This window comes from Microbacterium sp. NPDC090281 (assembly GCF_044769635.1).
Classification (GTDB): Bacteria; Actinomycetota; Actinomycetes; order Actinomycetales; family Microbacteriaceae; genus Microbacterium.
Window position 1 is genome coordinate 761,941 of sequence record NZ_JBIVYH010000002.1, and the last position, 25,036, is coordinate 786,976.

Genomic DNA, 25,036 nt, shown 5'->3' on the forward strand with positions numbered 1-25,036 from the left:
GCCGGTGTTCTCCACCCCCCCCGGCTCCGGGGGGGGGCCCCCCCGCGGGGGGGGGGGGGGGGGGGGGGTGGGCCCCCCCCCCCCGCGCGGCCCCCCCCCGGGGGGGGGGGGGCGCCCCCCCCGCCCCCCCCCCCCCCCCTCTCTCTGCGTTCAGCCGGCGAAGGTGGACGCGTCGATCACGAAGCGGTACCGCACGTCGGAGGCGAGCACGCGCTCGTAAGCGGCGTTGATGTCAGAAGCCGGGATGGTCTCGATCTCGGCCGCGATACCGTGCTCGGCGCAGAAGTCGAGCATCTCCTGGGTCTCGCGAATGCCGCCGATGTTGCTGCCGGCGAGCGAGCGCCGTCCGCCGATCAGCGACATCACACCGACCTCGAGGGGCTCGCCGGGAGCACCGACACACACCATGGCTCCGCCGACGTCGAGCAGGCTCAGGTAGGAGCGCAGATCGATCACGGCACTCACGGTGTTGAGGATCACGTCGAACGACGACCGCAGCTCGCGGAAGGTCTCCCGGTCGCTCGTGGCGCGGTACTGGTCGGCTCCGAGCCGCAGGCCGTCGTCCTTCTTGCTCAGCGTCTGCGAGAGCACGGTCACCTCGGCGCCGAGCGCGTGCGCGATCTGCACGCCCATGTGCCCGAGGCCGCCGAGACCGACCACGGCCACCCGGGTGCCCGGACCGACGTTCCAGTGCCGCAGCGGCGAGTAGGTCGTGATGCCGGCGCACAGCAGGGGAGCTGCGACGTCGAGCGGCAGGGCGTCGGGGATGCGCAGGACGAAGCCCTCCGTGACGACGACCTGCTCGGAGTAGCCGCCCTGGGTGACGGTGCCGTCGCGGTCCGTGCTGCCGTAGGTGAGCACAGCACCCTGCGTGCAGAACTGCTCTTCGCCGCGCAGACAGTTGCGGCACTCGCCGCACGAGTTCACCAGGCATCCGACGCCGACTCGATCGCCGACCGCATGCCGGGTGACGCCCTCTCCGACCGCAGCGACCGTGCCGGTGATCTCGTGACCGGGAGCGAGCGGGTACTGCTGCGGCCCCCAGTCGCCGCGCACGGTGTGGATGTCGGAGTGGCAGATGCCGGCGAAGGCGACGTCGATCAGCACGTCGAGCGGTCCGAGCTCACGGCGTTCGATGACGGTCTTCTCCAGCGGGGCGGCTTCGCTGGGGGCGGCGTATGCGTTGACACGGGTCACGGGGACTCCTTCTTCCGGGGCTCGGTCCACACTACGCACCCACGCGAAGCCCCGGCCGCGCAGGAGCCGCCTCCGTCGGGTACACCTGTCGGGAGGATGCACGCCCGTCGGGAGAATCGCGCGGATACGGGCGTGCGCTCGACGCGAACTCCCGACAGGTGAGGCTTTTCTCGGACGCGCGCTCAGCGCTGCTTCTTCTTCAGCGCCTTCTCCTGGATCGGAGCCTGGCCGGTCGCTTCGAGGTCTGCGTAGTAGGCACGGGCCTCGTCCTGACGCTGCTTCTCCAGCCCGCTCGCGATGGGCGCACGCACGTGCTCCGGCTCATAGCCGAACGCGTTCACCAGGTCGAGCGAGTACGGGCGCAGTCGCGCGCACAGGCGGTCGATGTAGCTCGACACGGCCGCGGCGCGCTGGGTCGATAGGCGTCCGTTGATCAGGTGCCAGGCGAGGTGCTTCTCGATGAGCTGCAGACCGAACAGGTCGCGCAGCCAGGTGAGCAGCTTCTTGGTGTCGGCATCGTCGATCTGGTGCACGGCGTCGGTGAACGCCTCCCACTGCAGCAGCTCTCCGTGTGCACGGGCGGCTTCGATGAGCTCGGCCTGGTTCTCGTTGAACAGGCGAGCGCCGAGTGCCTTGTCCTTCGCGCCGGGGCGCAGGCGAGAGGCGATGTCGGCCACCATCTGCTGCACGCGGCCGGCGAGCAGATCGTGCTGCTGCTCCTCGCGCAGGCCGCGCTCGACCGAACGGCCCACCTGACCGAAGTCGGAGACGGCCTGACCGAGCTGGCGCAGTCCTGCGCCGTGGAACAGCTTGCCCGCGGTCATGCCGACGGCGAACTTCGCGAGTGCCGCGGCGTCCTTGCCCTGGAACTGCTTGGCGTAGTCGGTCAGCAGACGCTTGCCGACGAGCTGCAGCAGCACGTTGTTGTCGCCCTCGAAGGTCACGTAGATGTCGAGGTCGGCGCGGAGTCCGACCAGACGGTTCTCGAACATGAAGCCGGCGCCGCCGGTGGCCTCGCGGGCCTCCTGCAGCGTGTCGAGCGCGTGCCAGGTCGACAGCGGCTTGAGGGCTGCGGCCAGGGTCTCGAGGTCTTCCCGGTCCGACGGGGTGTCGGTGCGACCGGAGAAGACGCCGTCGAACTTCTGCAGGAACTCGTCGTGCGCGAAGATCTGCGCATACGTGGTCGCAAGTCGCGGGAGCAGACGGCGCTGGTGCTTGCCGTAGTCCATGAGCACGACCTCCTGCCCGTCCGCACCGTCGAACTGGCGGCGCTGGGTGGCGTAGGTGATCGCGATGTGCAGGCCGAGCGCCGAGGCCCAGGATGCCGCGCCGTCGAGCGACACGCGCCCCTGCACCAGGGTGCCGAGCATCGTGAAGAAGCGGCGGCCAGGGCTGTCGATCGCGCTGGAGTAGGTGCCGTCGACCGCAACGTCGCCGTAGCGGTTGAGCAGGTTGGTGCGCGGGATGCGCACGTGGTCGAACGAGAGGCGGCCGTTGTCGATGCCGTTGAGTCCGCCCTTGAGTCCGTCGTCCTCGCGGCCGATGCCGGGGAGGTCGACGCCGTCCTCGCCACGCAGCGGCACATAGAAGCAGTGCACGCCGTGGCTCACTCCGTTCGTGATCAGCTGCGCGAACACGGTCGCTGCGACGCCGTGCAGCGCCGCGTTTCCGAGGTACTCCTTCGTCGCCGCGCGGAACGGGGTGTTGATGACGAATTCCTCCGTCTCGGGGTCGTACGTCGCGGTCGTGCCGACTGCCGCGACGTCGGAGCCGTGCCCGATCTCGGTCATCGCGAAGGCGCCGGGGATGGAGAGGTCCATCACGCCGGGGAGCCACTTCGCGTGGTGCTCCTCGGTGCCCAGCTGCAGGATCGCCGAACCGAAGAGCCCCCACTGCACGCCCGACTTGATCTGCAGGCTGGGGTCGGCCACCACGAGCTCTTCGAAGCCCGCGATGTTCGCGCCGTTGTTCTCCTCGCCGCCGAGCGACTTGGGGAAGGCGCGATGCACGGCCTTGTTCTCGACCAGGAGGTGCAGCTGGCTGAGCACGCGCTCACGGTGCTCGTCTTTGCCGAGCTCGTCCTTGCGCCAGAACGCGGAGTCCTTGATCATCTCGCGCGCCTGACGACGCACATCGCCCCACGTGCCCATCAGGGCGTCGTTGATGCGGGCGACATCGACGTGCAGGTCCGCATCCGCGGCATCGGTGTGGGTTCGAGTCGTCTTGGGACGGACGGCGGCGTCGACCATGAGCGTTCCTCTCAGAGGGAAAGTGGGGATACTGCCATGGTAGGTCTGCCACAACCACAGACGAACTGCTCTGTCTGCATCCTCCAACGACCGGCGGGCACATCTCCCCGCCCCGTTGTCGTCAGACCACAGTCCGGACCGACGACGTCGGTTCCGGCGTCGCCGACGGTGGTGCGGCAGCCGCCTCCCGCCACCGCCGCTTCGTCCCGGCGCTCAGACGCCCCCAGGTCCGGTCGCGGATGAAGATCGAGTCGATCGCGATCATCGTGAGCGAGAACCACGGCAGCCCCATGAGCACGGCGATGCCGATGTGGAAGGAGAGGATGCCCAGCAGGCCGATCAGCCGGGTCGGACGCGTCAGCAGCATCAGCGGGAACGCGACCTGCAGGATGATCGATCCCCAGCTCGCAGCCGTGACCATCGGCCCCCACGTGGTGACGAGATCGCTCAGCACCGGCCACGTTCCGAACCGTGCCGTCTGCAGCGGGTTGTAGACCGCGTACCCCTCTTCCCACGGCGCACCGCCCGCCTTGTACAGCGCGCCGGAGGCGTAGACGAAGCACACCTGCGCGGTGAGGGCGACGAGAGTGAGGTTGTGGAACATCGTCCCCAGCAGCGCCGGTTGGCTGTTCGGGTCGAACCACTCCCCCGACTTCGCCCTTCGCCTCGCGTCCAGCGACCACCGGGCCGCCGGGTCTGCGAAGAACAGGAGAAACAGGGCGATGCGGAACATGTTGTCGCCCTGGTCGCCCACCATGTCGTTGGCCTCGATGAAGCCCACCCAGAGGCAGAAGAAGATCGGGAGCACGATCCGGAATCGCCAGCCGAGGACGAACAGCACCGCGAGCACCCCGAGGAGCAGATAGAGCGCCGTGTAGAGGGCATCGTTCCCCATCGCGGCGTGGAACGCGCTGAACACCCAGATCTTCGGGAACTCGCTCACCGGCTCCGCGAGCTCGCCGTTCCAGGCCGAGCCGGATCCGAAGGTGTAGAGACGGGTGGTGAAGTTGGAGACGAGCAGACCGATCGCGGTGACGCCGAAGAGGATGCGCGTGACGGCGAGCCCGTAGAGCGCCTTCTTGCCGTTGAAGAGCCAGTCGCCGACGAATGCCGAGATGCGGTCGACGGCCGAGAGCACCATCGCCCAGAGGCCGCCGATCATCGACGAGACGAACGTCAGCAGTCGGGTGACGAATGATCGCGGAGGCACAGTGCTCGCCGGGGTCGGGACAGGTTCGCGAGGAGGAGCGGGAGGGGTCGACACCGGGGAGGGCGCCGTCGTCGTCGTGCTCCGCGGCGCAGCATCCTTCCTCTTCTTCGCCTCCGCCTTCGGCGCCGCGGTCTTGATCGGGGCGCTCACGGCTGGATCCTCTCGAACTGCCCGCGGAAGGTGTTCGCGAAGTTCTCGCGGCTCTGGCCTTCCTCTTCTATGGGGAGGCGCCATCCGGTGGTCGAGAACGTGGGATCGGGACGCTGTGCGCTCGGATCGTTGCGGTCAGCGTAGGGGACGACGTTCTGACGACTCACGCGGTACTGCACCTTGACCACGGCATCGGCTCCCCAGATCGCGTAGGCCACCTGGGTCGCGTATGCGGTGGAGAGGTGCTCCTCGGCCATGTACTTCTCGGTCGACGGGTTGTCGCCCTCGAGCTCGTCGAAGGAGCGCACCATCCACTCTTCCCAGTCGTCTTCGGCGAAGTCGAGTCCGGCCACGGCCTGCTGGTCGGCGTTCAACTTGTTGTAGGCGTTCATCTGTCCGCTCGCCACTTCACTCGACTGGATGCCGGCGCGCGGCGGGAACAGGTTGTAGCGGATCATCGAGAGTTCGACATCGGTGGCACTCACCCAGCCGGTCTCGACCTGCTCACCGTCTTTCTCGATGACGGCGCGGACGTTGAAGTGGTAGTCGCCGTTGATGGGCTCCGGCGCGAAGACGCTCCACGACTGCCCGAACATCGGCAGCATGTAGCCGGCCAGCACCTCCTGCGTGGGGATCTCCCGGAGCGCCGAGTACGGGGCGATCCACAGGAACGAGGCGCCTATGTGCCACAGCGTCAGGAGGCAGGCCGCGAAGGCGATGAGCTTCACCCACCAGGTCGGACGCGGACGCACGGCGGCCGCTGCCTTCGATGCAGACACATCGAGCTCCGGTGAGGACTCGGGTTTCGTGCTCATTCACTTCCCTCCGTACCGCCGAGGGTCGGGACCGCCGTGGGGAAACGGTCCCGACCACTCAGCGTTCTTGCATCGCGATCACTCCGTCTGAACCAGTCGTCGTCGGGATCTCGCGAGTCTCATCGCCCCCAGGCCGAGCATCAGAAGCAGCGCGGCCAGAGCGATCCATCCGCTCTGCACCTGTCCGCCGGTCGTGGCCAGGCCCGATGCCACCACCTGGAACGAGGCCGACACGCTGCCGGAGCTCGCACCGGTCAGCGTCACGGCGTGCGTTCCGAGATCGGTGGCGGACGGGATCGTCCAGGTGAAGGTGACCGTGCCCTGCGCGTTCGCGACCTGGCTGCCCAGCGCGATCGGGTCGGAGGCCATCACGCCGGTGACCCTCTCACCGGGCTGGAAGCCCGTGCCGACCGCGGTCTGCTGCTTGCCCCGCTCCAGCACCGGGGACTTGAGCGCGATGGCGATGTTCCCGGTCGGATCGGCCGCTGCGTCGGCAGATGCCGATGCCGTGGCCGAAGCGGATGCCGCAGCCGTCGCCTCGGCCGAGGCATCAGCGGCTGCCGATGCGGAGGCCGTGGCCGACGACGAGGCGTTGGCCGCCGCAGCCGCCGAGGCGTTCGGGTCAGCGTCGGCCGAAGCCGAGGCATCAGCCGCACTCGTGGAGGTCGCGTCGTTCTGCGCCGCAGCCTGCGCCGCCGCAGCGGCCGAGGCGTTGGCGGCCGTGGTGGCGGTCGTCGAAGCATCCGTCGAGGCGTCGGTGGTAGCCGCGGCCTGAGCGGCAGCAGTGGCCGACACATCCGCCGCAGCAGATGCCTGACTGGTCGCGTCCGCGAGAGCCGCCGCCACAGCCGCCGCCTCAGCTGAGGCGTTGCTGTCGTCATCGGCCTGCGCAGAAGCCGATGCCGACGCCGAGGCGTTCGTGTTGATCTCCGCAGATGCGTCCGCAGAAGCGACCGCATCCGAAGACGCATCGGTCGAGGCGTTCGCGATGGCTGCCGCGCTCGAATTCGAGGCCGCACTCGTGCTGGCATCCGACGTCGCCGAAGCCTCGGCCGCAGTGTTCGTCGTCGCGTCGGCCAGTGCCGCCGCCTGGGCTGCGATCGCCGCACCGGCGTTCGCCTCCGAGGTGGCATCCGCCGTCGCCGCCGTCGACGACGTCGCCGTCGCCGTCGCCGCCGATTGCGACGCGGCCTCAGCAGCCGGATCAGCAGCAGCCGATCCCTCGGCCGTCGCATCTGCGAATGCCGCCGCCTGGGCCGAGGCCTCAGCGACCGCATCGGTGGAGGCGTCGGCGTTCGCCGAGGCGGAGGCGGATGCGGCGGCGTTCGTGTTGGCTGCGGCCTCGGAAGAAGCATCCGTGGACGAATCCGTGGTCGCTGCCGATTCCGACGAAGCCGACGAGTTCGCGTTCGCCACGGCCGAGGCCGCGGCATTCGTGTCATCCGAGGCATCCGCCTGCGCTGCCGCCTGAGCAGCCACTGCCGCCGACGCGTTCGCCGTCGAGGTCGCATCCGTCGACGCTGTCGTCGAGGCGTCGGTCGTCGCCGCCGCCTGAGCGGCCGCCGTGGCATCGGCCGTCGCTGCGGCAGAGGCGGAGGAGGTCGCATCGGCGAGAGCCGCAGCTTCCGCAGCAGCCTGCGCCGACGGGTCGCCGTCAGCGGTGGCATCAGCCGAAGCGGATGCCGAGGCTGCCGCGTTCGTGTTGACGTCGCCGGGAGTGCCCGCAGTCACCTCGGTGGTGTCCGATCCGGTGACCGCCCCCGCTGTCGCGGTGAGCGTGTACCCCGTGCCGGGCGTCGTGCCGATCGGGACCGGATAGCTCGCCGTGAAGGCGCCGGACGCGTCGGTGGACGCGGTCACCGGACCGCCGACGTTCGCGCCGCTGCCTGGTGCCGTCAACTGCAGCGACACCGTGGAACTCACCGGCCAGCCCGTGCCTGTGACGGCGAGGTTGGTTCCCGCAGGAACCGTCGGTGCCGCATCGACCACGACCGGAGCCGCGGTGACCTCCGTCGTGTCGGTCGCCGTCTGGGTGCCCACAGAGGCCGTGACCGTGTAGCCGGTCCCCGCAGGGGTGCCGGCCGGTACCGGGTAGTCGAGCGTGAACGCTCCGAGCCCACCCGTCGTGGCCGTCCGAGGTGTGCCGATGACGGCGCCACCGGGAGCGGTCAGTTGCACCGATACCTCGGTGTCCGCCGGCCAGTTCGTCCCCGCGACGGGCAGATCGCTACCCGCCTGCACGGTCGCCGCCGCATCGACGGTCGCCGCCGCGGTCACTGCCGTCGTGTCGGTCGCCGTCTGCGCGCCGACGTTCGCGGTCACCGTGTACCCGGTGCCGGGCGTGGCTGATGCCGGCACCGGGTAGTCGAGCGTGAACCCACCGGATGCGTCGGTCGTGACGGTCTCGGGACCTCCGACGTTCCCGCCGCCGGGAGCCGTAAGCTGCACCGACACTTCGGTGGTCGCCGGCCAGTTCGTGCCCGTGACCGGAAGGCTTGCACCCGCCTGGACCGTCGCCGCCGCATCGATCGCCGCCGCGGCCATGACCTCGGTCGTGTCCGTGGCGATCTGAGTGCCCACGGTCGCCGTCACGGTGTAACCCGTGCCCGGTGTCGCGGATGCGGGAACCGGATAGTCGACGGTGAAACCGCCGGAGGCGTCTGTCGTGACCGTCACCGGGCCACCGATGTTCCCACCGCCGGGAGCCGTGAGCTGCACCGAGACCTGCGTCGTCGCCGGCCAGTTCGTCCCCGTCACCGGAAGACTCGTCCCCGCCTGCACGGTTGCCGCCGCATCGACGGCCGCAGCGGCCGTCACCTCGGTGGTGTCGATCGCCGTGATCGCACCGGCCGTGCCCGTGACCGTGTAGGCGGTGCCGGGCGCAGCGGATGCCGGAACCGGGTAGTCGAGCGTGAACGCACCGGATGCGTTCGTCGTCACGGTCTCCGGACCGCCGATGTTCGCGCCGCCACCGGGTGCGGTCAGTTGCACCGACACTTGCGTTGTCGCCGGCCAGTTCGCGCCCGTGACCGGGAGGGTCGTGCCTGCCTGAACTGTCGCCGCCGCATCGATCGCCGCGACCGGCGCATCCGTCACCTCGGTGGTGTCGGTGGCCGTCTGGGTCCCGACCGTCGCGGTGACCGTGTAGCCGGTGGCGGCGGGGGTTCCTGCCGGGACCGGGTACGCGAGGGTGAACGTGCCAGACGCGTCGGTGGTCACGAGCTCAGGGCCGCCGATGTTCGCGCCGCCGCCGGGAGCCGTCAGCTGCACCGACACCTGGGTGGTGGCGGGCCAATTCGTTCCCGAGACCGCGAGGTCGGTGCCTGCCTGCACAGCGGGCGCGGCGTCGATCGCCGCGGCGGCCGTGACTTCGGTCGTGTCGGTCGCCGTGACCGCCCCGGCGGTCGCCGTGGCCGTGTAGCCCGTGCCCGGTACCGCCGATGCGGGAACCGGGTAGGAGAGCGTGAGCCCACCGGACGCATCCGTGGTCGCCGTCACCGGATCACCGACCGCTGCACCCCCCGGCGCCGTCAGCTGCACCGTGACGTCGGTGGTCGCCGGCCAGCCGGATCCGATGATGGGGAGACTGGTACCCGCCTGAACCGTGGCGGCCGCATCGATCGCGGCGACCGCGGCGGCTGCCGCCTTCACCGTCGAAGACCCGAGGTCGAGAGAGACTCCACCGCCGACGGCAGGGAGCAGATTCACTCCGAGGGCCCGAACGGTGAAGCTGCCCCCGGGGATGTCGCCCGTCGCCGGCTGTTCGTTGATCGTGATGGTCGCGACCCCCGCCAGCACTCCCTGGAGCACGGGGTCGAGCGTCGTGAGCACGGGACCCGTCAGCGCGGCGAGCGCCGGCTGCACGAGCGGGATCACGCTGTTCAAAGCGGTGTTCACGAGCGGACCCGTCGTGGTGGCGACCGCATTCGTGACCGCGGCGACCACGGGGTTGAGGAGCAGCCCGATGTTGAGGCCTGCGAGGGTGATGTCGGTCGTGACCACGGGGACCGGAGTGGCGGTGCCGGCGAACTGCGCGAGCGAGCCCTTGACGGTCACGTCACCCGAGACGAGCGGAGTTCCGGTGAGCGGAACCGTGAGGTCGACCCCCACGGTCAGCGTCACCTGGAGAGCGTCGAGCGTCGACTTCAGGATCGTGGAGACCTTGCCGTTGAGGCTGTTCGGGTGGGTACCGGTGAGGGCAGAGGTGATTCCCTGCTGGATCGCGGAGATCGTCGTGGCCGAGAGCACCGGGGTGTTCGCCGGCAGGGAGTTGAGGTCGGCGCCCGCCCCGGTCTCGACGAGGATCTTGGCGAGGTCGACGGAGACCGTCCCGGTGCTCAGGTCGACGAGCACCGAACCCGTGGTGTTCTCGAGCGGGGTCTGCAACACCTGGGTCGTCACGGTCTGCCCGACCGTGTCGAGTCCGGCGATCCCGACCGTTCCTCCGGTCGCGGTGAAGGCCGCGAGGAGCGGCACATCCGGGATCGCGTTGATCGTGTTCACGAGGGTCGTGACGAGTGCCGTCAGAGCCCCGCCGGGACCGGCGAGGTTGCTCACGGGTGTCACCGTGCCCTGGATCGCCGCGGCGAGCGTGCCCGAGAGCCCGGCGACCAGGTTGCTGTGCAGATCGAGGTTCAGATCGGCGATGCGGTACTCGGACGTGACGGTGCCGGCGTTCGACTCGGCGCGCGATGCGAGCGCGCCGATGCCGACCGAGGCCTGATCGAGGACCGCGTCGGTGAGGCCGGCCACGTTGAGCTGGTCGAAGAGATCGGTGAGTTCGAGGGTGCCGGGGTTCACGCTGCCGTCGATGGCGCCGGTGTCGATCGCTCCACCCGAGGTGATGGTTCCCGAGGATGCGATCGACTGCGTCTGCGTCGGCGACGAGCTGAAGCTCTGCGCAGCCCCCAGGTCACCGAGCTGCAGCAGACCGGGCGTGGTGCCGTCGGTCAGTAGCGCGATGTTCAGTGTCCCGACGTCGATGTTGAGCGCTTCGAGCAGCCCGACATCCAGCCCGCCGAGCTCGGAGCCCGGGGCCGCGGGGTTGCTGGTCAACGTGTGACCGAGCGCCGCGATGTCGAGTCCGCCGAGCAGTGCGGCGGGCAGCTGGATGATCTGCCCCTGCGCGACCGACGGATCATTCGGATTCGCCGCGTCCAGCGCATTCGCCGCAGTCGGCACCAGTGCACTCGCGAGGATCACCGCGCCGACCGTGACGCCGGCGAGGCCTCCTCCGATGGCTCTGCGCCTGCGCAGAGTCGTCTTGTCCTGCTGTTCCATTCGCTACTCCCGTGTGATGCGATCTTCCGCGTCACATGGCCCCCCCACGGGTCGACACCTGTCGGCCGAGCGATGTTGCGGTTATTCTTACGGGATCGCGAATGAGAAGTCCAGCATTCGTCCAGAAATCATTCGGCGACCGCCATCGCGGGAGACATTTCGAAACTCGGCGACCGCCCGGCCGCGCGGAGTGCGGCCCTCGAGCCGTCCCGGGGACGACGAAACCGCCCCGCACGCCGAAGCGTGCGGGGCGGTTCTTGAACGTGCTCCGCGGGCTACAGCGAGAGCCCGTGGCCGAAGCGGAACAGCGGGTCGGCGGTGTCGAACGGCACGTCGGGACGCGAGGCCTCGACGGCGGCCATCGACCGCGGCAGGTCGAAGGGCAGCTTGCCTCGAGCCGCCACCGTGCCGCTCAGGACGTCGAGCAGAGCTGCGCCCGATGCACCCCAGTTCACGGTCACTGCGGCTGCGACCTCGGCGATCGGTGTCAGGATCGGCGGGCGGTCGGCGAGCACGTCGACCACGGTCGGCACGGCGGCTGCGACTTCGCGAACATGCGCGATCACCTCGTCCGAGAACGCGAGCGAGCCCGCATGGAAGAAGTTCTCGAACATCGTCGCGCGCTCCTCGAAAGGAGCTTGCAGGCGGATGATCGCCAGGTCTGCCTCGCTCGGCGTCTCGACGATCTCCCCGAAGGACGCAGCCACCTCGGCGTCGATGCCTTCGATGTAGATCTTCCGGCCGCGGGCGAACGGCAGAGCACCGTCGTTCGCGAGCACCGTGATCGATGCGCGCTGGGCGTCTTCGCCGGCGGTGCGGAACTCGGCGCGACCGACGATGTCGTCGGCGGCGTCCTCGTCCACAAACGGGTTCTCGAACAGTCCGAGCTCGAACTTCTCGCGCAGGATGCGTCGCGCCGAGACGTCGAGACGGGCCTCGGTCACCTCGCCGTCAGCGATGAGCTCGAGAAGCAGCTCCGGGTTCGCCTCGCCGCCGAACTGATCGGCACCGGCATCCAGCACCTTCTTCATCCGCTCACGCGGCGTGAGGTCTTCGACGCCCCAGGCACGTGCCGGGAAGGGCTGGCCGAAGATCTCGGAGTCGCTGATCAGACCCCAGTCGGTGCACACGAGACCGTCGAAGCCGTAGCGCTCACGCAGCAGGCCGGTGATCACGGACTTGTTGAACCCGAATCCCACCTCCTCATACTCGGTGCCGACGGGCATCCCGTAGTACGGCATCATCTGCCTGGTGCCCGCGGCGAGCGCGTCTTCGAACGGCTTCAGGTGAAGCTCGAACTCGCCGCCAGGATAGACCTGCTCCCGGCCGTAGGGGAAGTGCGGGTCTTCGCCGTCCTTCTGCGGTCCACCCCCGGGAAAGTGCTTGGTCATGGTCGACACCGAGCCGGGGCCGAACGATGCGCCCTGGAATCCCCGGATGTAGGCCGCGCCGAGCTTGCCCGACAGCTCCGCGTCTTCGCCGAAGGTCGCCGTCTGCCGCGCCCAGCGTGGCTCGGTCGCGAGGTCGACCTGCGGGTGCAGAGCGACCCGCAGCCCGACCGCCGTGTACTCCTGACGGGCGATGTCCGCGAAGCGCTCGACGAGCTCCTCGTCACGGGTCGCGGCGAGGCCGAGAGTCTCCGGCCACTGCGAGAACGGGCCGGCCAGGATCGACGCGCCGGGGTTCTCACTGAACGAGTGCCGCGGATCGGTCGACAGCGTGACGGGGATGCCGAGGCGCGTGGATGCCGCGAGCCGCTGCAGCGCGTTCTGCCATGCCGCGATCTCCCGGCCGGTCGGCGCCGCACCGAGCAGGTTGAAGTGCGTCATCCGCTTGGTCTCGAGGAACTCGCGGGCGGAGGGCGTCGCGAAGATCGGGTTGGGCTCTTCGAGGTCGCCGATCGCGATCATGGTGTGGAAGAAGAGCCCGGCCTTCTCCTCGATCGTCATGGCGTCGAGCAGCAGCTGCACCCGCTCGTCGACGGAGAGGTCGGCGTCGAGCCAGGGGCGCGCGGTGGTGGTGTCGGTCATGGTCACTTGACTCCCTTGATGCGGTAGACGAGAACGGCGCCGGCCAGCGCGACGACAGCGCCGAACAGGTACCAGGTGGTGTATCCCCCGAGCGGGGTGGCGGCGCCGATGGCGATGATGCCGGGAGCGATGGCGGGGGCGATCGACTGCGGCAGGGCGTTGGCGATGTTCAGCACACCGAGGTCCTTCGCCACGTCGTCGGGGTTGGGCAGCACCTCGGTGGCGAGGGCGAGGTCGACCGAGAGGAAGGATCCGGCTCCGAGGCCGATGATCGCCTGCGCGATGATGACGGTCGTGACGTCGGGAGCGACGGCGAGGATGACGAGGCCCACGACCATGATCACGCCGGCGATCGCGACGAACGGACGACGCTTGCCGATCTTGTCGGAGAGGAATCCGCCCAGCGGCGACGAGATCGCCATCGCGGCCATCGAGGCGAGGTTGGCGGCCAGGATGATGCCGACCGCGCCCTGCTCGTCGAGACCGAACTTGGTGATGAGGTACAGCGGCAGGAATGTGGCGATGCCGGCATAGCCGAACATCACGAAGAACTTGGTCAGCCAGGTCCAGCCGAAGTCGGGGTGCTTGCGCGGGTTGAACACGAAGGAGCCGAAGAACATCGCGACCGTGAACTTCTCGGCGGGCTTCTCGGTGAGCCGGCGGTCCTTGAGGGTGAGCACGAACACGATCACGAGGATCAGCGCGATCACGCCGGGCACGACGAAGCGCTCGAAGTCGCCGGGCAGGAAGTTGACCAGGAGACTGCCGGCGAGGATGCCGATCGGGGTCGTGATGCCGATGATGCCCGACACCTTGCCACGGCTGGTGACCGGCACCTGATCGGGCAGGGTGGCGTTGGCCGCGGCGAGCACGGCGTTCATCGAGGTCTGCACGAGGCACCAGGCGAGCAGCACCATCCAGACCGAGGTCGCAGAGCCGATGAGGACGAATCCACCGACACCCACGATCGCGCCGCCGAGGATCCACGGGCGACGCATACCCCACCGCGAGGTGGTGCGGTCGGAGAGTCGGCCCACGAGCGGGTTCGCGATGAGGGCGAAGATCGCGCCGACGCCCATCACGAGCCCGAGGCTGCCCTCGGTGTTGACCGGGTCGATGTGCTGGATCTTGAACGCCATCGAGACCATGACGGGCGTGAGAAGGGCGAGATAGACGCCGAAGTTCACGGCGGCGAGGCCCGGCGTGTAGCCGCGCGGGGTCTTCGGCGGCGTGGTTCCGGGGGCCTTGAACCCGGTGGTGCCGACCGCGGCCGCAGCGGCGGCGGATGACAGCTCTGTCATGACAGTCCTTTCGATTCACCGCACGTCTTCGGGCGACGCGGTTCTGGGATGACGATACACCAATATCGACCATCTGGTAACTGAAAGTAGACCGGTTGGTAATGAGCGAGGATAGGATGCAGAAAGGAGGATGCGATGACGACGACGACAGCGACCGGCTCACGGCATGATCGCGCCGCAGCGACACGGCAGCGCATCCTCTCCGCCGCGCATGACCTGTTCGTCACCCGCGGCTACCGCTCGACCTCGCTGCGCGACATCGCCGCAGCCGCATCCGTCAGCCACCCCGGCCTCCTCGGCCACTTCGCCTCGAAGGACGATCTGCTCGCCGAGGTCGTCGCGGGACTCGAGGCCGACAACGAGACGGTCTTCAGCGCGATCGCCGCGGCATCCGAACCAGGCGAGCTGGTCTTCGCCGGCATCGCCGAGCGCAACGCACACACCGAGGGCTACCTCGAACTCTTCGCTGCGCTCACGGGCGAGGCCTCGGCCCCCGGCCACCCCGCGCACGAGCGGATGCGCGATCGGTACTGCCGCCTGCGTGCACTGAGCATCGACGTCCTGGAAGACGCGAAGTACCACGGTGTGATCGCGGCGGACCGCGACGTCGATGGCGAGACGGTGCGGCACACGGCAGGCTGGGATGGGCTGCAGCTGCTCTCGCAGTACCTTCCGGATCGGGTCGACGTGGTGGAGATGCTCCAGGAGCGCGAGAACCTGTGGGCTCTGCCGCTCGCCTGGCGCGACCCGGACGACGAGACCGGATCCGATGCCCCGTCAGGGCCCATTCCCGAGCTGCGCACCGCCGTCGCACCGGACACCGACCCGGGATACGCGGTCGGCCGGCGTCGCCGCGCGCAGATCCTCGCCGACGCGATGCGCTTGTTCTCTCGCGACGGCTACGGCGACACCAGCCTGCAGGACATCGCGACGGCGGTCGGCGTCTCGAAGTCGACGCTGCTGCACCACTACCCCTCGAAGGAGGTGCTGCTCAGCGCCGTCCTCACCGAACGCGACAGCGCCATCAACGAGAACAAGGGGTTCACCGGCGCCGCCTCCGCTGGCGAGGTGCTCCGCGGAATCCCGGACGGCGCCGAGCTCGGCGCACTCGAGCAGCCCGGCCTGATCGAGGTCTACGCCGTGCTGTCGTGCGAAGCCGTGCCCTCGACGCACCCTGCGCACGAGTACTTCGCCACGCGGTTCGCGAACGCTCTCGAGTACTTCACCGAGCTCTTCCGCCTCGCGCAGATCGATGGCGACCTGCCTGCGCACCGCGACCCCGCGCACGAGGCCACCTGGCTCATCGCGATGTGGGACGGCCTGCAATACCAGTGGTTGTACGACAGGGAACGGCTCGACATCGCCGCCCAGCTGCGCGCACACCTCGAAGACGTGCTGCCCCAGCACTGACTCGGCAGGGAGGCTCAGGCGGCGGCGATGACCGCCAGCACGCCTTCGCCATAGGCCTGGCGCTTCTTCTCGCCGATGCCGGTGATGCCCTCGAGGTCGGCGAGCGAGGCCGGACGATGCTCCGCGAGCGCACGCAGCGTGGCATCTCCGAACACGATGTACGCCGGAACGCCCTGCTCCTTCGAGGTCTCGGCCCGCCAGGCGCGCAGCGCCTCGAACAGACCGCGATCCCCCGCATCCAGAGAGTCGGCGGCGCTGGCCTTGCGAGCCCGCGTCGACGAGGCCGGGCGCCCGATCGTGTCCTTGCGCAGCGGGACCGCGGTCTCGCCGCGCAGCACTCCGGCCGCCTGCTCACCGGGAGCGAGAGTGCCGTAGTCGCCCTGCGCCACCAGGATGCCCCGGGCGAGGAGCTGCCGCACGACGCTGCGCCAGTCCTGGTCGGAGAGGTCATTGCCGATGCCATAGGTCGCGAGCTTGTCGTGCCCCTGCTGCCGGATGCGCTCGGTCGAGCCGCCGCGGAGGATGTCGATCAGATGACCGGCGCCGAACGACTGGTTGCGCTCGCGCTTCAGACGCACGATCGTCGAGAGCAGCTTCTGCGCCGGGACGAGTCCGTCGAAGGTCTCGGTGTCTTCGAGACACGTGTCGCAGTTGCCGCACGGCTGCGACTCCTGTCCGAAGTAGCCGAGCAGGTTCTGCCGGCGGCACTCCACGGTCTCGCACAGCGCGAGCATCGCGTCGAGGTGCTGCCCCATCCGCATCTTGAAGGTGCGGTCGCCGGGGCTCTGGTCGATCAGGCGGCGCTGCTGCACGACGTCACCGAGGCCGTATGCCATCCACGCCACCGCAGGCTCGCCGTCTCGACCCGCACGACCGGTCTCCTGGTAGTACCCCTCGACCGACTTCGGCAGATCGATGTGCGCGACGAAGCGCACGTCGGGCTTGTCGATGCCCATGCCGAACGCGATGGTCGCGACCATGACCACGCCGTCTTCACGGAGGAAACGCGACTGGTTGGCCGCACGCACTTCGGCGGGCAGACCCGCGTGATACGGCAGCGCGTCGAGCCCCTGCGCCGCGAGATAGGTCGCGGTCTGCTCGACCGACTTACGACTGAGCGCATACACGATGCCAGCGGGCTGCGCGCCGTCGTCGGTCACCGGGGTCTGCGACTTGATGAAGGTCACCAGCTGCTTGCGCGGATCGACCTTCGGTACGATGCGGTACTGGATGTTCGGGCGATCGAAGCTCGCGACGAAGTGCTTCGCTGCCGCTCTTCCCCCCGCACCGTCGAGGCGCAGTCGTTCGGTGATCTCCTTGTGCGTCGCGGCGGTCGCGGTGGCCGTGAGCGCCATGCGCGGAACACCGGGGAACCGCTCGCCGAGGTCGCCGAGCGCGAGGTAGTCGGGCCGGAAGTCGTGCCCCCACTGCGACACGCAGTGCGCCTCGTCGATCGCGATCACGCTGAGAGTGCCGCGCTGCAGCAGCGCCGTGGTCTGCGCGTTCGACAGCCGCTCTGGGGCGACATAGATGAGGTCGAGCTCGCCGGCGACGTAAGCCCGCTCGACTTCGCGACGCTCATCGATCGCCTGCGTGGAGTTGAGGTACGCGGCGTTGACACCATTGGCCCGCAGCGCGTCGACCTGGTCGTGCATCAGTGCGATGAGCGGGCTGATCACCAGCCCCGTGCCCTCGCGCACGAGCGCCGGCACCTGGTACGTGATGCTCTTTCCGCCACCGGTCGGCATCAAGACGACGGCGTCTCCGCCCGCGATGACCTGCTCGACGATGTCGGCCTGATCGCCGCGGAACTCGTCGTAGCCGAAGACCGTGTGCAGGGCCTCGCGCGCGGTCGGGTAGCGGCTCGGCGTCGCTCGGCGCACGGTCGATGCCGCGGCCGCGGGCGTCACCGGCGTGACCGGCCCCTGGCCCCAGTCGAGCGGTGGTTCGAAGCCCGCGCCCTGCGGTTCCCAGTCCATCGGCTCCGGCGGGACGGAAGACTCCCAGCCGTCGTCGTAGGGCTCGTCGGCGTACGGCAGGTCCGCGTACGGGTCACGGGGAGTCTGCGGCATCCCTCCAGCGTAACGACCCCCGCAGACGCGGGAGGCGCTTCATCCACAGGCCGCCCTAAAGTGGGCAGCGTGAGAGGTGAGCGGGCGAAGGTCTCGGAATCGGGCATCTCTCTCGTGCTGATCGGGGCGGCCGTCGCGTTCCAGGTGAGCAACATCGCCCTGCCCGTGCCGTAGCCCCGCGCTCGCCCCACCCTTTGCACGCGGGCGTAGGTTGGAGGCATCCCGTTCGAAGGAGCATCCGATGACCGACATCACCGTGACCCGCAACGACGAAGAGTCGCGCTACGAGATCCGCTCCGACGACGTGCTCGCCGGTTTCGCGGCGTACGATCTGCGGCCCGGCTCCATCCGGTTCATCCATACCGAAGTCGACCCTGCCTTCCAGGGTCAGGGACTGGCGGGGAAGCTGGCATCGGCTGCGCTGGCGGATGCCGCTGGTCGTGGTGACGCGATCGTCCCGCTATGCCCGTACATCGCGAAGTACCTCGAGACGCACGAGGTCCCGGGCGCCGAGATCCGCTGGCCGAAGACCCCGTCGGGACCCGACGGCGCCGCGGACGAGGACCCGACGGGCCGAGCGGAATGATCGGGCAGCACCGCCTCATCCTCGAGCCGCGCGAGGTGCCGCTGGGCGGAGTGCGCGGCATGAACGTGCTGCGCGCACTGCCGCATCGCAACCTGCCGACGATCGGCGCCTGGTGCTTCCTCGACCGATTCGGTCCTGCTGACACCCGGATGCGTGTCGAACCGCATCCGCACATCGGTCTGCAGACCGTGACCTGGCCCCTCGTCGGCGAGATCCGTCACCGCGACTCGCTCGGCAGCGACGCCGACCTGCGCCGCGGGCAGCTGAACCTGATGACCGCCGGCAACGGCATCTCGCACTCGGAGTACTCGATCGGCGAGGATCCCATCCCCCTCGATGCGCTGCAGTTCTGGGTGGTGCTGCCCGATTCCGCCCGCCACGGTGCCCCCGGTTTCGAACGGCACACCGAGCTGCCCGCGCTCGCACTCCCCGCCGACGAGGGAGCGGATGCCGAGGCCACGGTCGTGCTCGGCGAACTCGCGGGCGTGCGCTCGCCCGCCACGGTGCACACCCCGATCGTCGGCGCCGAGATCGTCCTCGCCCCCGGTTCGCGCGTGCGCCTGCCGCTGCGTTCCGACTGGGAGCACGCACTGATGCTCGTCGAGGGCGATGCCGTGGTGGCCGAGCATCCACTCGACCGGAACGGACTTCTCTATCTCGGCGACTCCCGCGACGTCGTCGAGGTGTCGAGCACCGAGGGCGCCCTGCTGTTCCTGCTCGGCGGCGAGCCGTTCGAGGACGACATCGTGATGTGGTGGAACTTCGCCGGCCGCACGCACGACGAGATCGTCGAGGCGCGCGAGGAGTGGGAGGCGGAATCCGCGACGGGCACGGCGCCCACGCGCTTCGGCGCGGTCGAGGGTCACGACGTGCGCATCCCCGCCCCGCCGCTGCCGCCCGTGCGGCTCATGCCCCGCAGCCGGAAGCTCTGACGCCCGGTCCCTGATCGGTTGCGGTCGCAGTTCCTGCCGCGCCGAACGCGTTCCGGACGGCAGCAAGTGCGACCGGAACGAGGTTGGCGGGGGTGGGGCGGGTGGGGGCGGAACGGACGGACGGGCGGGCGACGGGCGGAGCGGACCGGAGCGGACGGACGGGGCAGGAGCGGGGGCTCAGCCACGCTCGGGCGTATGCACCCGGGCGAGGAAGCGGTCGGTGCGCGGCGACGGACCTCGCGGGTCGAGGAGCGAGACGATCACGGTCACTGCCGTCGCGAGCGGGATGGTCCACGCGGCCGGCTGCGCGAGGTAGGGAGCCGCGACCCCGACGCCCCCGACCGCCGCATGCACCAGCAGTGCGAGTCCGGCGGCGAGTCCACCCGACACCATTCCGGCCACGGCGCCGCGAGCGGTGAGCCCGCGCCACCACACCCCGAGCAGCACGACCGGCGACAGCGTCGACGCCGCCACCACGAACACCACGCCGACACTCGATCCGAGTCCCGCAGGCGCCGTGAGCAGCGCCACCGCGAGGGGTACCAGCGCGCAGAGCACCGCCGACAGTCGGAACGAGCGCACGGACCCTGAGAACACGTCCTGGCTGATCACGCCGGCGAGCGACACCACGAGGCCCGCCGAGGTCGCGAGGAAGGCCGCGAACGCTCCGGCGACGATCAACGCGGTCAGCAGTTCGCCGAGCACTCCGGGGAAGACGCGCGACGGCAGCAGCAGCACCACCGTGTCGGCGACGCCGGGCACCGCCAGGTCGGGAGCGGCGATGCGCGCCAGCAGCCCCATGGTGCTCGACACGGCGTAGAACGCGCTGACCATGCCGATCACGATCACGGTCGTACGCCGTGCGGACACCCCGGTCGGGCTCGTATAGAAGCGCACCAGCACATGCGGCAGGCCCATGGTGCCCAGCAGGAGCGCGAGCAGGAGCGATGCCGTCTCGTAAGCGTCGAAGCCTGCGGGGCCGGCTTCGACCGGGAAGACGAGTGCGGGGTCGAAGTCGTGCGGACCCCCGCTGAGCGCGAACGCGATGAACACCACGGGCACGAGGAGTGCGGTGAGCTTGAGCCAGTACTGGAACGCCTGCACGTAGGTGATCGCCCGCATGCCGCCCGCGGCGACAGCAGCGGCCACGAGAACCGCGACGGTGACGGCACCCACCCATTCCGGCAGACCGGCCACGACCAGGAGGGTCAGCCCTGCACCGTGCAGCTGCGGCACGATGTACAGCCAGCCGATCACCAGCACCGCGATGCTCGTGACCCGCCGGGCCGAGGTCGACTCCAGCCGCGCCTCGATGAAGTCGGGGATCGTGTACGCACCGCTGCGTCGGAGCGGTGCGGCGACGAAGGCGAGGACCAGGAGGTAGCCGGCCGCGTATCCGATCGGGAACCAGAAGCCGCGGGCGCCGTCGAGCAGCACGAGTCCGGACAGGCCGAGGAAGGTGCCGGCCGAGAGGTACTCGCCGCTGATCGCCGACGCGTTCCACACCGGCCGCACCGTGCGCGACGCCACGAAGAAGTCGCCGGTCGTGCGCGAGATGCGCAACCCGTAGACGCCGATCAGCAGGGTCGCCACGATGACGAGCGCGACGCCGATGAGGTCGAGCACGGCGTTCATTCGCGGTCCCGGAGTGCCCGATAGCGACGCTCGTTGCGGGCGGCCGTGCGCACGTAGAGCACCGCGAACACGAGGATGATCGGATAGAACGCGTATGCCTGCAGCAGCCACGACAGCGGCAGGCCCCAGACCACGACCTGGCCGATCTCGGGGATGAGCGCGATCGCCAGGGTGAGCGCGATCACGACGACGACGAACCCGGCGACGGTTCCGAGTGCGAGTCGGAGCTGGCTGCGCATCAGGGCCCGCGCGTAGACGGCATCCGCCTCGTCCACGGGAGCGCCGGGCAGCGCGATGCCGCGGGTGAAGGTCGCCGGCCGGCGGTCGGGCAGATCGGCCGTCACGCGCACGCGCTTGGGCTTCTCGGTCATCCGGCGCCCTCTCCGCGCATCAGGGCATCGCGCACCGCGGGCACCAGCCGTCGACTGACCGGAAGCGAGACCGCGCCGATCGACACGGCGGGCTCCGCACCCGAGAGACGCGCCTCGGTCACCGCCGACGTGCGCACGAGCGAGGAGCGATGGATGCGCAGGAACCCGGCATCCGTCCACCGCGTCTCGAGCTCGGAGATCGGGATCCGCACCAGATGCCCCGAGCCGTCGCCCGTGTGCAGCCGCGAGTAGTCCCCCTGCGCCTGCACCCAGCGCACGTCGCTGCGACGCACGAACCGTACGACGGATCCCACCGTGACCGGCAGCATCTCGTCGTCTCCTGGCGCTGCGGTATCGCCGAGCTCGACCACCCGGTCGACCGCCTGGCGCAGCCGCTCGGCGCGCACGGGCTTGAGCAGGTAGTCGGCGGCCCTCAGTTCGAACGCCTCGACGGCTTTGGCGTCGTCGGCCGTGACGAACACGACCGCCGGCGGTTCGGCGAGGGTCAACAGGGCCCGCGCGAGCTCGGTGCCGCTGAGCCCCGGCATGTGGATGTCGAGGAACGCGATCCGCACCGCCCGCTCGGACAGCAGCCGCAGCGCCTCCGCACCTGATGACGCCGAGAGGATCTCGCCGATACGGGCATCGGTGCGCAGCAGGTGGACCAGCTCGTCCAGAGCGGGCTTCTCGTCATCCGCGACGAGCACATCGATCGGGGGCGCACTGTTCGTCATGATCGTCAGTCGTTGTCCGGGTCGTGCTGCGGCTGGGATTTCGGGACCCGCATGCGCACCAGGGTACCGGCGCCGGTGTTCGTCTCGACGACCAGGCCTCCATCCGCACCGTAGAGCTGGCGAAGGCGGGTGTCGACGTTGCGGAGGCCGACGTGAACGCCGTCATCGCCCGCGGTGAGGGTCGCCCGCAGGCCTTCGGGGTCCATGCCCACGCCGTCGTCTTCGACCGTGATCTCGGTGTGGGTGCCGTCGTCGCGTGAGACGATGCGGATCTCCCCTCCGCCGACGCCGGGCTCGAGGCCGTGACGGACCGCGTTCTCGACCAGCGGCTGCACCGAGAGGAACGGGATGACCGTCGCGAGCGTCTCCGGCGCGATCTGCAGTGTGACCCGCAGCCGGTCGCCGAAGCGCGCACGTTCAAGTTCGAGGTACGAGTGGATGCTGCCCAGCTCCTCGGCGATGGTGGTGAACTCCCCCTGGCGGCGGAAGGAGTAGCGGGTGAAGTCGGCGAACTCGAGCACCAGCTCCCGCGCACGCGTGGGGTCGGTGAGCACGAACGAGGCGATCGCCGTGAGGGCGTTGTAGATGAAGTGCGGGGAGATCTGCGCCCGCAGCGATCGCAGCTCCGCCTCGGCGAGCTGCGTCCTCGACGCATCGAGTCCGCCGAGTTCGACCTGCGCCGCGCACCAGTCGGCCACCTCTTCCGCCGCACGCACGAGCGCGGCCCTGACGGGGGCGGCGAAGGCCACGACGACCCCCACCACCCGGCCGTCGACGAGGATCGGAGCCCCGACGGCCTCCAGGTCGTCGTCCCTCCCCGGCGCCGGGAACACCTGCCTCCGACCCGAGCCGCTGACCTGGGCGGCGATGCGGCGGGCCGCGGATTCCAGTCCGTCGGAAGGCCCGTCGAACGACACCGCGCCCTCGACACTCACGATCGCGACGGCAGCACTGCCCAACAGCACCCGCAGGTGCCGTGCAGCCTTCACGACGTCGGGGGCGGAGAGTCCGGCCCGCAGGTGCGGTGCCGCCAGGCTCGCCTGGTGCAGCGCGGTGAGAGCTGCCTGTTCGGCGTCGCTTCCGAGGTCGGCGGCCCCGCGCGCGAGTCGGCGTGCGAGCAGGAGGAGCACCGAGAGGACGATGCCGCCGAGCACGCCGAGGATCGCAGCGAGAACGACGTCGGTCATGCTTTCAGCTACTTTCGCCCGGCCGCGGCCACGAGATCCAGCCTGGGAGCGATCGACTCGCCCATGCGTGAAATCTCCTTCTCGGCTATGCGATTGCGTCGCGCGCGATCCGGCCACGAGGAGAGCGTCTCGGAAATGCTCGCCATGCGCTCTCGCGCCCGGCTCTGCGTGAGGTCGCAGTCGTCTGCGAGCGCGAGGAGGCCCTCGATCTCCGTGTCGTAGGTGTCGGCTCCGGCGATCGATGTCGACCGGCTCCTGGCGAGATCAGGATTCGGATTGACGTCGAAAGCGGGGCTGAGTGTCCAGGCGTTGCCATCGCGGAGAAGACCATGGTTGCGCAGATGGTCGTCCGTGTTGCCGAGCGCGACGTTGACGATCACTCGGTCGTAGAGGTCGGCGAGCGCGGCACGAGGGGAGCGAGCGATGTCGCGGATGGCATCGGCGATCTCGACATAGTCGTGATGCTCGCCGTCCGTGGCCCCGATCGCGGTCATGGCACTGATGTATCCGACACGCTGCTGCTTCGCGTCCCGGTCGAAGCGACGCAGGATGAGAACGCAGCGCTCCCCCAGGCGTGTGAGACGGAACTCCGGCACGGCGATTCCACAGTCCGACAACAGACCGAGACTGGTCGCCTCCCACGCCATGACGTCCCATCCGTCGCTGGGATGCGGGAACTTGGCGAACCCGAGGGCTCCGTCCTCGAGACGCACGGACGCCTTCGGTCGCGCACCCCCGAGGCCGGTGGTTCCGGTGTCGAGCAGTTGCTTGACCGCCTCGGTGTAGTCATCGTCGCCGGCGAGTTCATCGCTTCGACGCAGGAGATTCGGAAGTTCGACGATCGCAGGGACATGGGCCTCGGCACCGAGGAAATCCTCGGCACCGAGGGCACGGAAGCGCAGCGCGCCCTGGCGGGTGTCGTCGCTGACGCCCAGAAGGTAGCTGACCTCGTCGAGGCTCCTCGCCCCGCGACCAGCCTCGCGGGCGGCTATCCGCTCACCCTTGCCGATGAGATTGCGGCCCCAACGGTCCGGCGAGCTGTCGGAGAACGCCCGCAGCATCCCGGATTGGTACTGGGGACCGGGGACGAGCTGCAGCGACGGATCGATGTTCACGCCGCCGCCGGCGAGATACGCGGCGTCATAGAGGAAGGTGGTGGCAAACGACCTGCCGCTGATGAAATGCGCCTGCCCCACCAGCTGCATCTCGCCACGGTCGTCACCGTAGACCTCGTAGTCACTCATCGAGCGCGCGTCTTCTCGAGGCTCGAGGCTCGGAGCCGGCCGATGTCGGTGCGCAGTGGATCGGCGGCGTTCACGACTGCCTCGAGGATGCCGAGCGCCCGCAGCACCTGAGCGACGTTCTCGAACGTCACCGACGCATTGCCGTTCTCGATCCGGCGCAACGTGTCACGCGAGATGTTCGCTCGCTCCGCCACTTGCTGAGCCGTCAACCCCAGCACCATGCGCCATCCGCGGATGTGATCGCCGAACGTCTCGATGTCCCGTGTGATTCGATATCCGGCCATGCGTGCCACCTCCACAACCTCGTTATGACGAACACGCTAGCCATAACGCATCATTATGACTAGCCTACTCGTCATAGTGGCCCCGCAGGCTGACCCTGCGATCAGCAGCAGCGGGCACCGGGGTTGCGATCCTGGTCGTCCATCCGCTGCCGCCAGAACTGCCGCTCGGTCAGCGGCTCATCCTCCGGATGCTGGCGACGGTGATGAGCGACGTAGGTCGCATAGGCGGTGTCGCCCATCAGCGTCGTCACGTACCAGCGGATGCCGCGGCCAACCCGCCCCGCGGCGCCGAAGAGCGTCCGCAGGAGGGTGGTCGCGGCATCCGTCCGACTCATGGTGTCGGCCATCT

General features: G+C 69.4%; 18 protein-coding genes. 3 read left to right on the forward strand and 15 right to left on the reverse strand.

Going from position 1 to position 25,036, the window contains the following annotated elements:
* Positions 1–150: 150 nt before the first annotated feature.
* The 7 genes from ACIQTX_RS17825 to ACIQTX_RS17855 all read right to left on the reverse strand — a co-directional run bounded on the left by ACIQTX_RS17825 (position 151) and on the right by ACIQTX_RS17855 (position 14,232).
* Entirely contained in the window at positions 151–1,197 is a 1,047-nt protein-coding gene (locus ACIQTX_RS17825) for an NAD(P)-dependent alcohol dehydrogenase (protein WP_402974688.1), read from the reverse strand.
* Positions 1,198–1,379: 182 nt separating this feature from the next.
* Positions 1,380–3,446 carry an acyl-CoA dehydrogenase gene (locus ACIQTX_RS17830; protein WP_402974691.1) on the reverse strand — a complete coding sequence of 689 codons (2,067 nt, stop codon included), beginning with the start codon at positions 3,444–3,446 and terminating at the stop codon, positions 1,380–1,382.
* Positions 3,447–3,567: 121 nt separating this feature from the next.
* Positions 3,568–4,806: an HTTM domain-containing protein gene (locus ACIQTX_RS17835; protein ID WP_402974694.1), complete on the reverse strand. Its 1,239-nt coding sequence runs from the start codon at positions 4,804–4,806 to the stop codon at positions 3,568–3,570.
* Complete coding sequence (locus ACIQTX_RS17840; protein ID WP_402974697.1) at positions 4,803–5,621, reverse strand: DUF5819 family protein; 819 nt, start codon at positions 5,619–5,621, stop codon at positions 4,803–4,805. The genes ACIQTX_RS17835 and ACIQTX_RS17840 overlap by 4 nt, the downstream gene beginning before the upstream one ends.
* Before the next feature lie 78 nt (positions 5,622–5,699).
* On the reverse strand, positions 5,700–10,901 hold the full coding sequence (locus tag ACIQTX_RS17845; RefSeq protein ID WP_402974700.1) for a choice-of-anchor G family protein: 5,202 nt from the start codon (positions 10,899–10,901) through the stop codon (positions 5,700–5,702).
* 275 nt (positions 10,902–11,176) lie between these two features.
* Complete coding sequence (locus ACIQTX_RS17850) at positions 11,177–12,931, reverse strand: glycoside hydrolase family 3 protein (RefSeq protein WP_402974703.1); 1,755 nt, start codon at positions 12,929–12,931, stop codon at positions 11,177–11,179.
* 2 nt (positions 12,932–12,933) lie between these two features.
* Positions 12,934–14,232: an MFS transporter gene (locus ACIQTX_RS17855; protein WP_028503188.1), complete on the reverse strand. Its 1,299-nt coding sequence runs from the start codon at positions 14,230–14,232 to the stop codon at positions 12,934–12,936.
* A gap of 135 nt (positions 14,233–14,367) precedes the next feature.
* On the opposite strand from ACIQTX_RS17855, the gene ACIQTX_RS17860 reads away from it, so the two are divergent.
* Complete coding sequence (locus ACIQTX_RS17860) at positions 14,368–15,642, forward strand: TetR/AcrR family transcriptional regulator (protein WP_402974706.1); 1,275 nt, start codon at positions 14,368–14,370, stop codon at positions 15,640–15,642.
* Between the two features lie 14 nt (positions 15,643–15,656).
* Here ACIQTX_RS17860 and recQ read toward each other — a convergent pair whose 3' ends face one another.
* Positions 15,657–17,714 (reverse strand): DNA helicase RecQ, encoded by a 2,058-nt coding sequence (gene recQ / locus ACIQTX_RS17865; protein ID WP_402974709.1) that lies wholly within the window; start codon positions 17,712–17,714, stop codon positions 15,657–15,659.
* A gap of 241 nt (positions 17,715–17,955) precedes the next feature.
* On the opposite strand from recQ, the gene ACIQTX_RS17870 reads away from it, so the two are divergent.
* The gene (locus ACIQTX_RS17870) at positions 17,956–18,300 is read left to right on the forward strand and encodes a GNAT family N-acetyltransferase (protein WP_402974712.1); all 345 of its coding nucleotides are present in this window, start codon (positions 17,956–17,958) and stop codon (positions 18,298–18,300) included.
* The gene (locus ACIQTX_RS17875) at positions 18,297–19,232 is read left to right on the forward strand and encodes a pirin family protein (protein ID WP_402974716.1); all 936 of its coding nucleotides are present in this window, start codon (positions 18,297–18,299) and stop codon (positions 19,230–19,232) included. The genes ACIQTX_RS17870 and ACIQTX_RS17875 overlap by 4 nt, the downstream gene beginning before the upstream one ends.
* Positions 19,233–19,409: 177 nt before the next feature.
* Here ACIQTX_RS17875 and ACIQTX_RS17880 read toward each other — a convergent pair whose 3' ends face one another.
* The 7 genes from ACIQTX_RS17880 to ACIQTX_RS17910 form a co-directional block, all read right to left on the reverse strand.
* Positions 19,410–20,867, reverse strand: coding sequence for a cation acetate symporter (locus tag ACIQTX_RS17880; protein ID WP_402974719.1), 1,458 nt, complete (start codon positions 20,865–20,867; stop codon positions 19,410–19,412).
* Complete coding sequence (locus ACIQTX_RS17885) at positions 20,864–21,238, reverse strand: heavy metal transporter (RefSeq protein WP_105527502.1); 375 nt, start codon at positions 21,236–21,238, stop codon at positions 20,864–20,866. The genes ACIQTX_RS17880 and ACIQTX_RS17885 overlap by 4 nt, the downstream gene beginning before the upstream one ends.
* Positions 21,235–21,972 (reverse strand): LytR/AlgR family response regulator transcription factor, encoded by a 738-nt coding sequence (locus ACIQTX_RS17890; RefSeq protein ID WP_402974722.1) that lies wholly within the window; start codon positions 21,970–21,972, stop codon positions 21,235–21,237. The genes ACIQTX_RS17885 and ACIQTX_RS17890 overlap by 4 nt, the downstream gene beginning before the upstream one ends.
* Positions 21,973–21,977: 5 nt before the next feature.
* Positions 21,978–23,159, reverse strand: coding sequence for a sensor histidine kinase (locus ACIQTX_RS17895; protein ID WP_402974725.1), 1,182 nt, complete (start codon positions 23,157–23,159; stop codon positions 21,978–21,980).
* 8 nt (positions 23,160–23,167) lie between these two features.
* Positions 23,168–24,403 carry a type II toxin-antitoxin system HipA family toxin gene (locus tag ACIQTX_RS17900; protein ID WP_402974728.1) on the reverse strand — a complete coding sequence of 412 codons (1,236 nt, stop codon included), beginning with the start codon at positions 24,401–24,403 and terminating at the stop codon, positions 23,168–23,170.
* A complete protein-coding gene (locus ACIQTX_RS17905; protein ID WP_028503178.1) occupies positions 24,400–24,687 on the reverse strand; it encodes a helix-turn-helix transcriptional regulator in 288 nt (95 codons plus the stop codon). Before ACIQTX_RS17905 ends, ACIQTX_RS17900 begins: the two co-directional genes overlap by 4 nt.
* A 101-nt stretch (positions 24,688–24,788) precedes the next feature.
* Positions 24,789–25,034 (reverse strand): YbdD/YjiX family protein, encoded by a 246-nt coding sequence (locus tag ACIQTX_RS17910; RefSeq protein ID WP_081663144.1) that lies wholly within the window; start codon positions 25,032–25,034, stop codon positions 24,789–24,791.
* Positions 25,035–25,036: the final 2 nt, after the last annotated feature.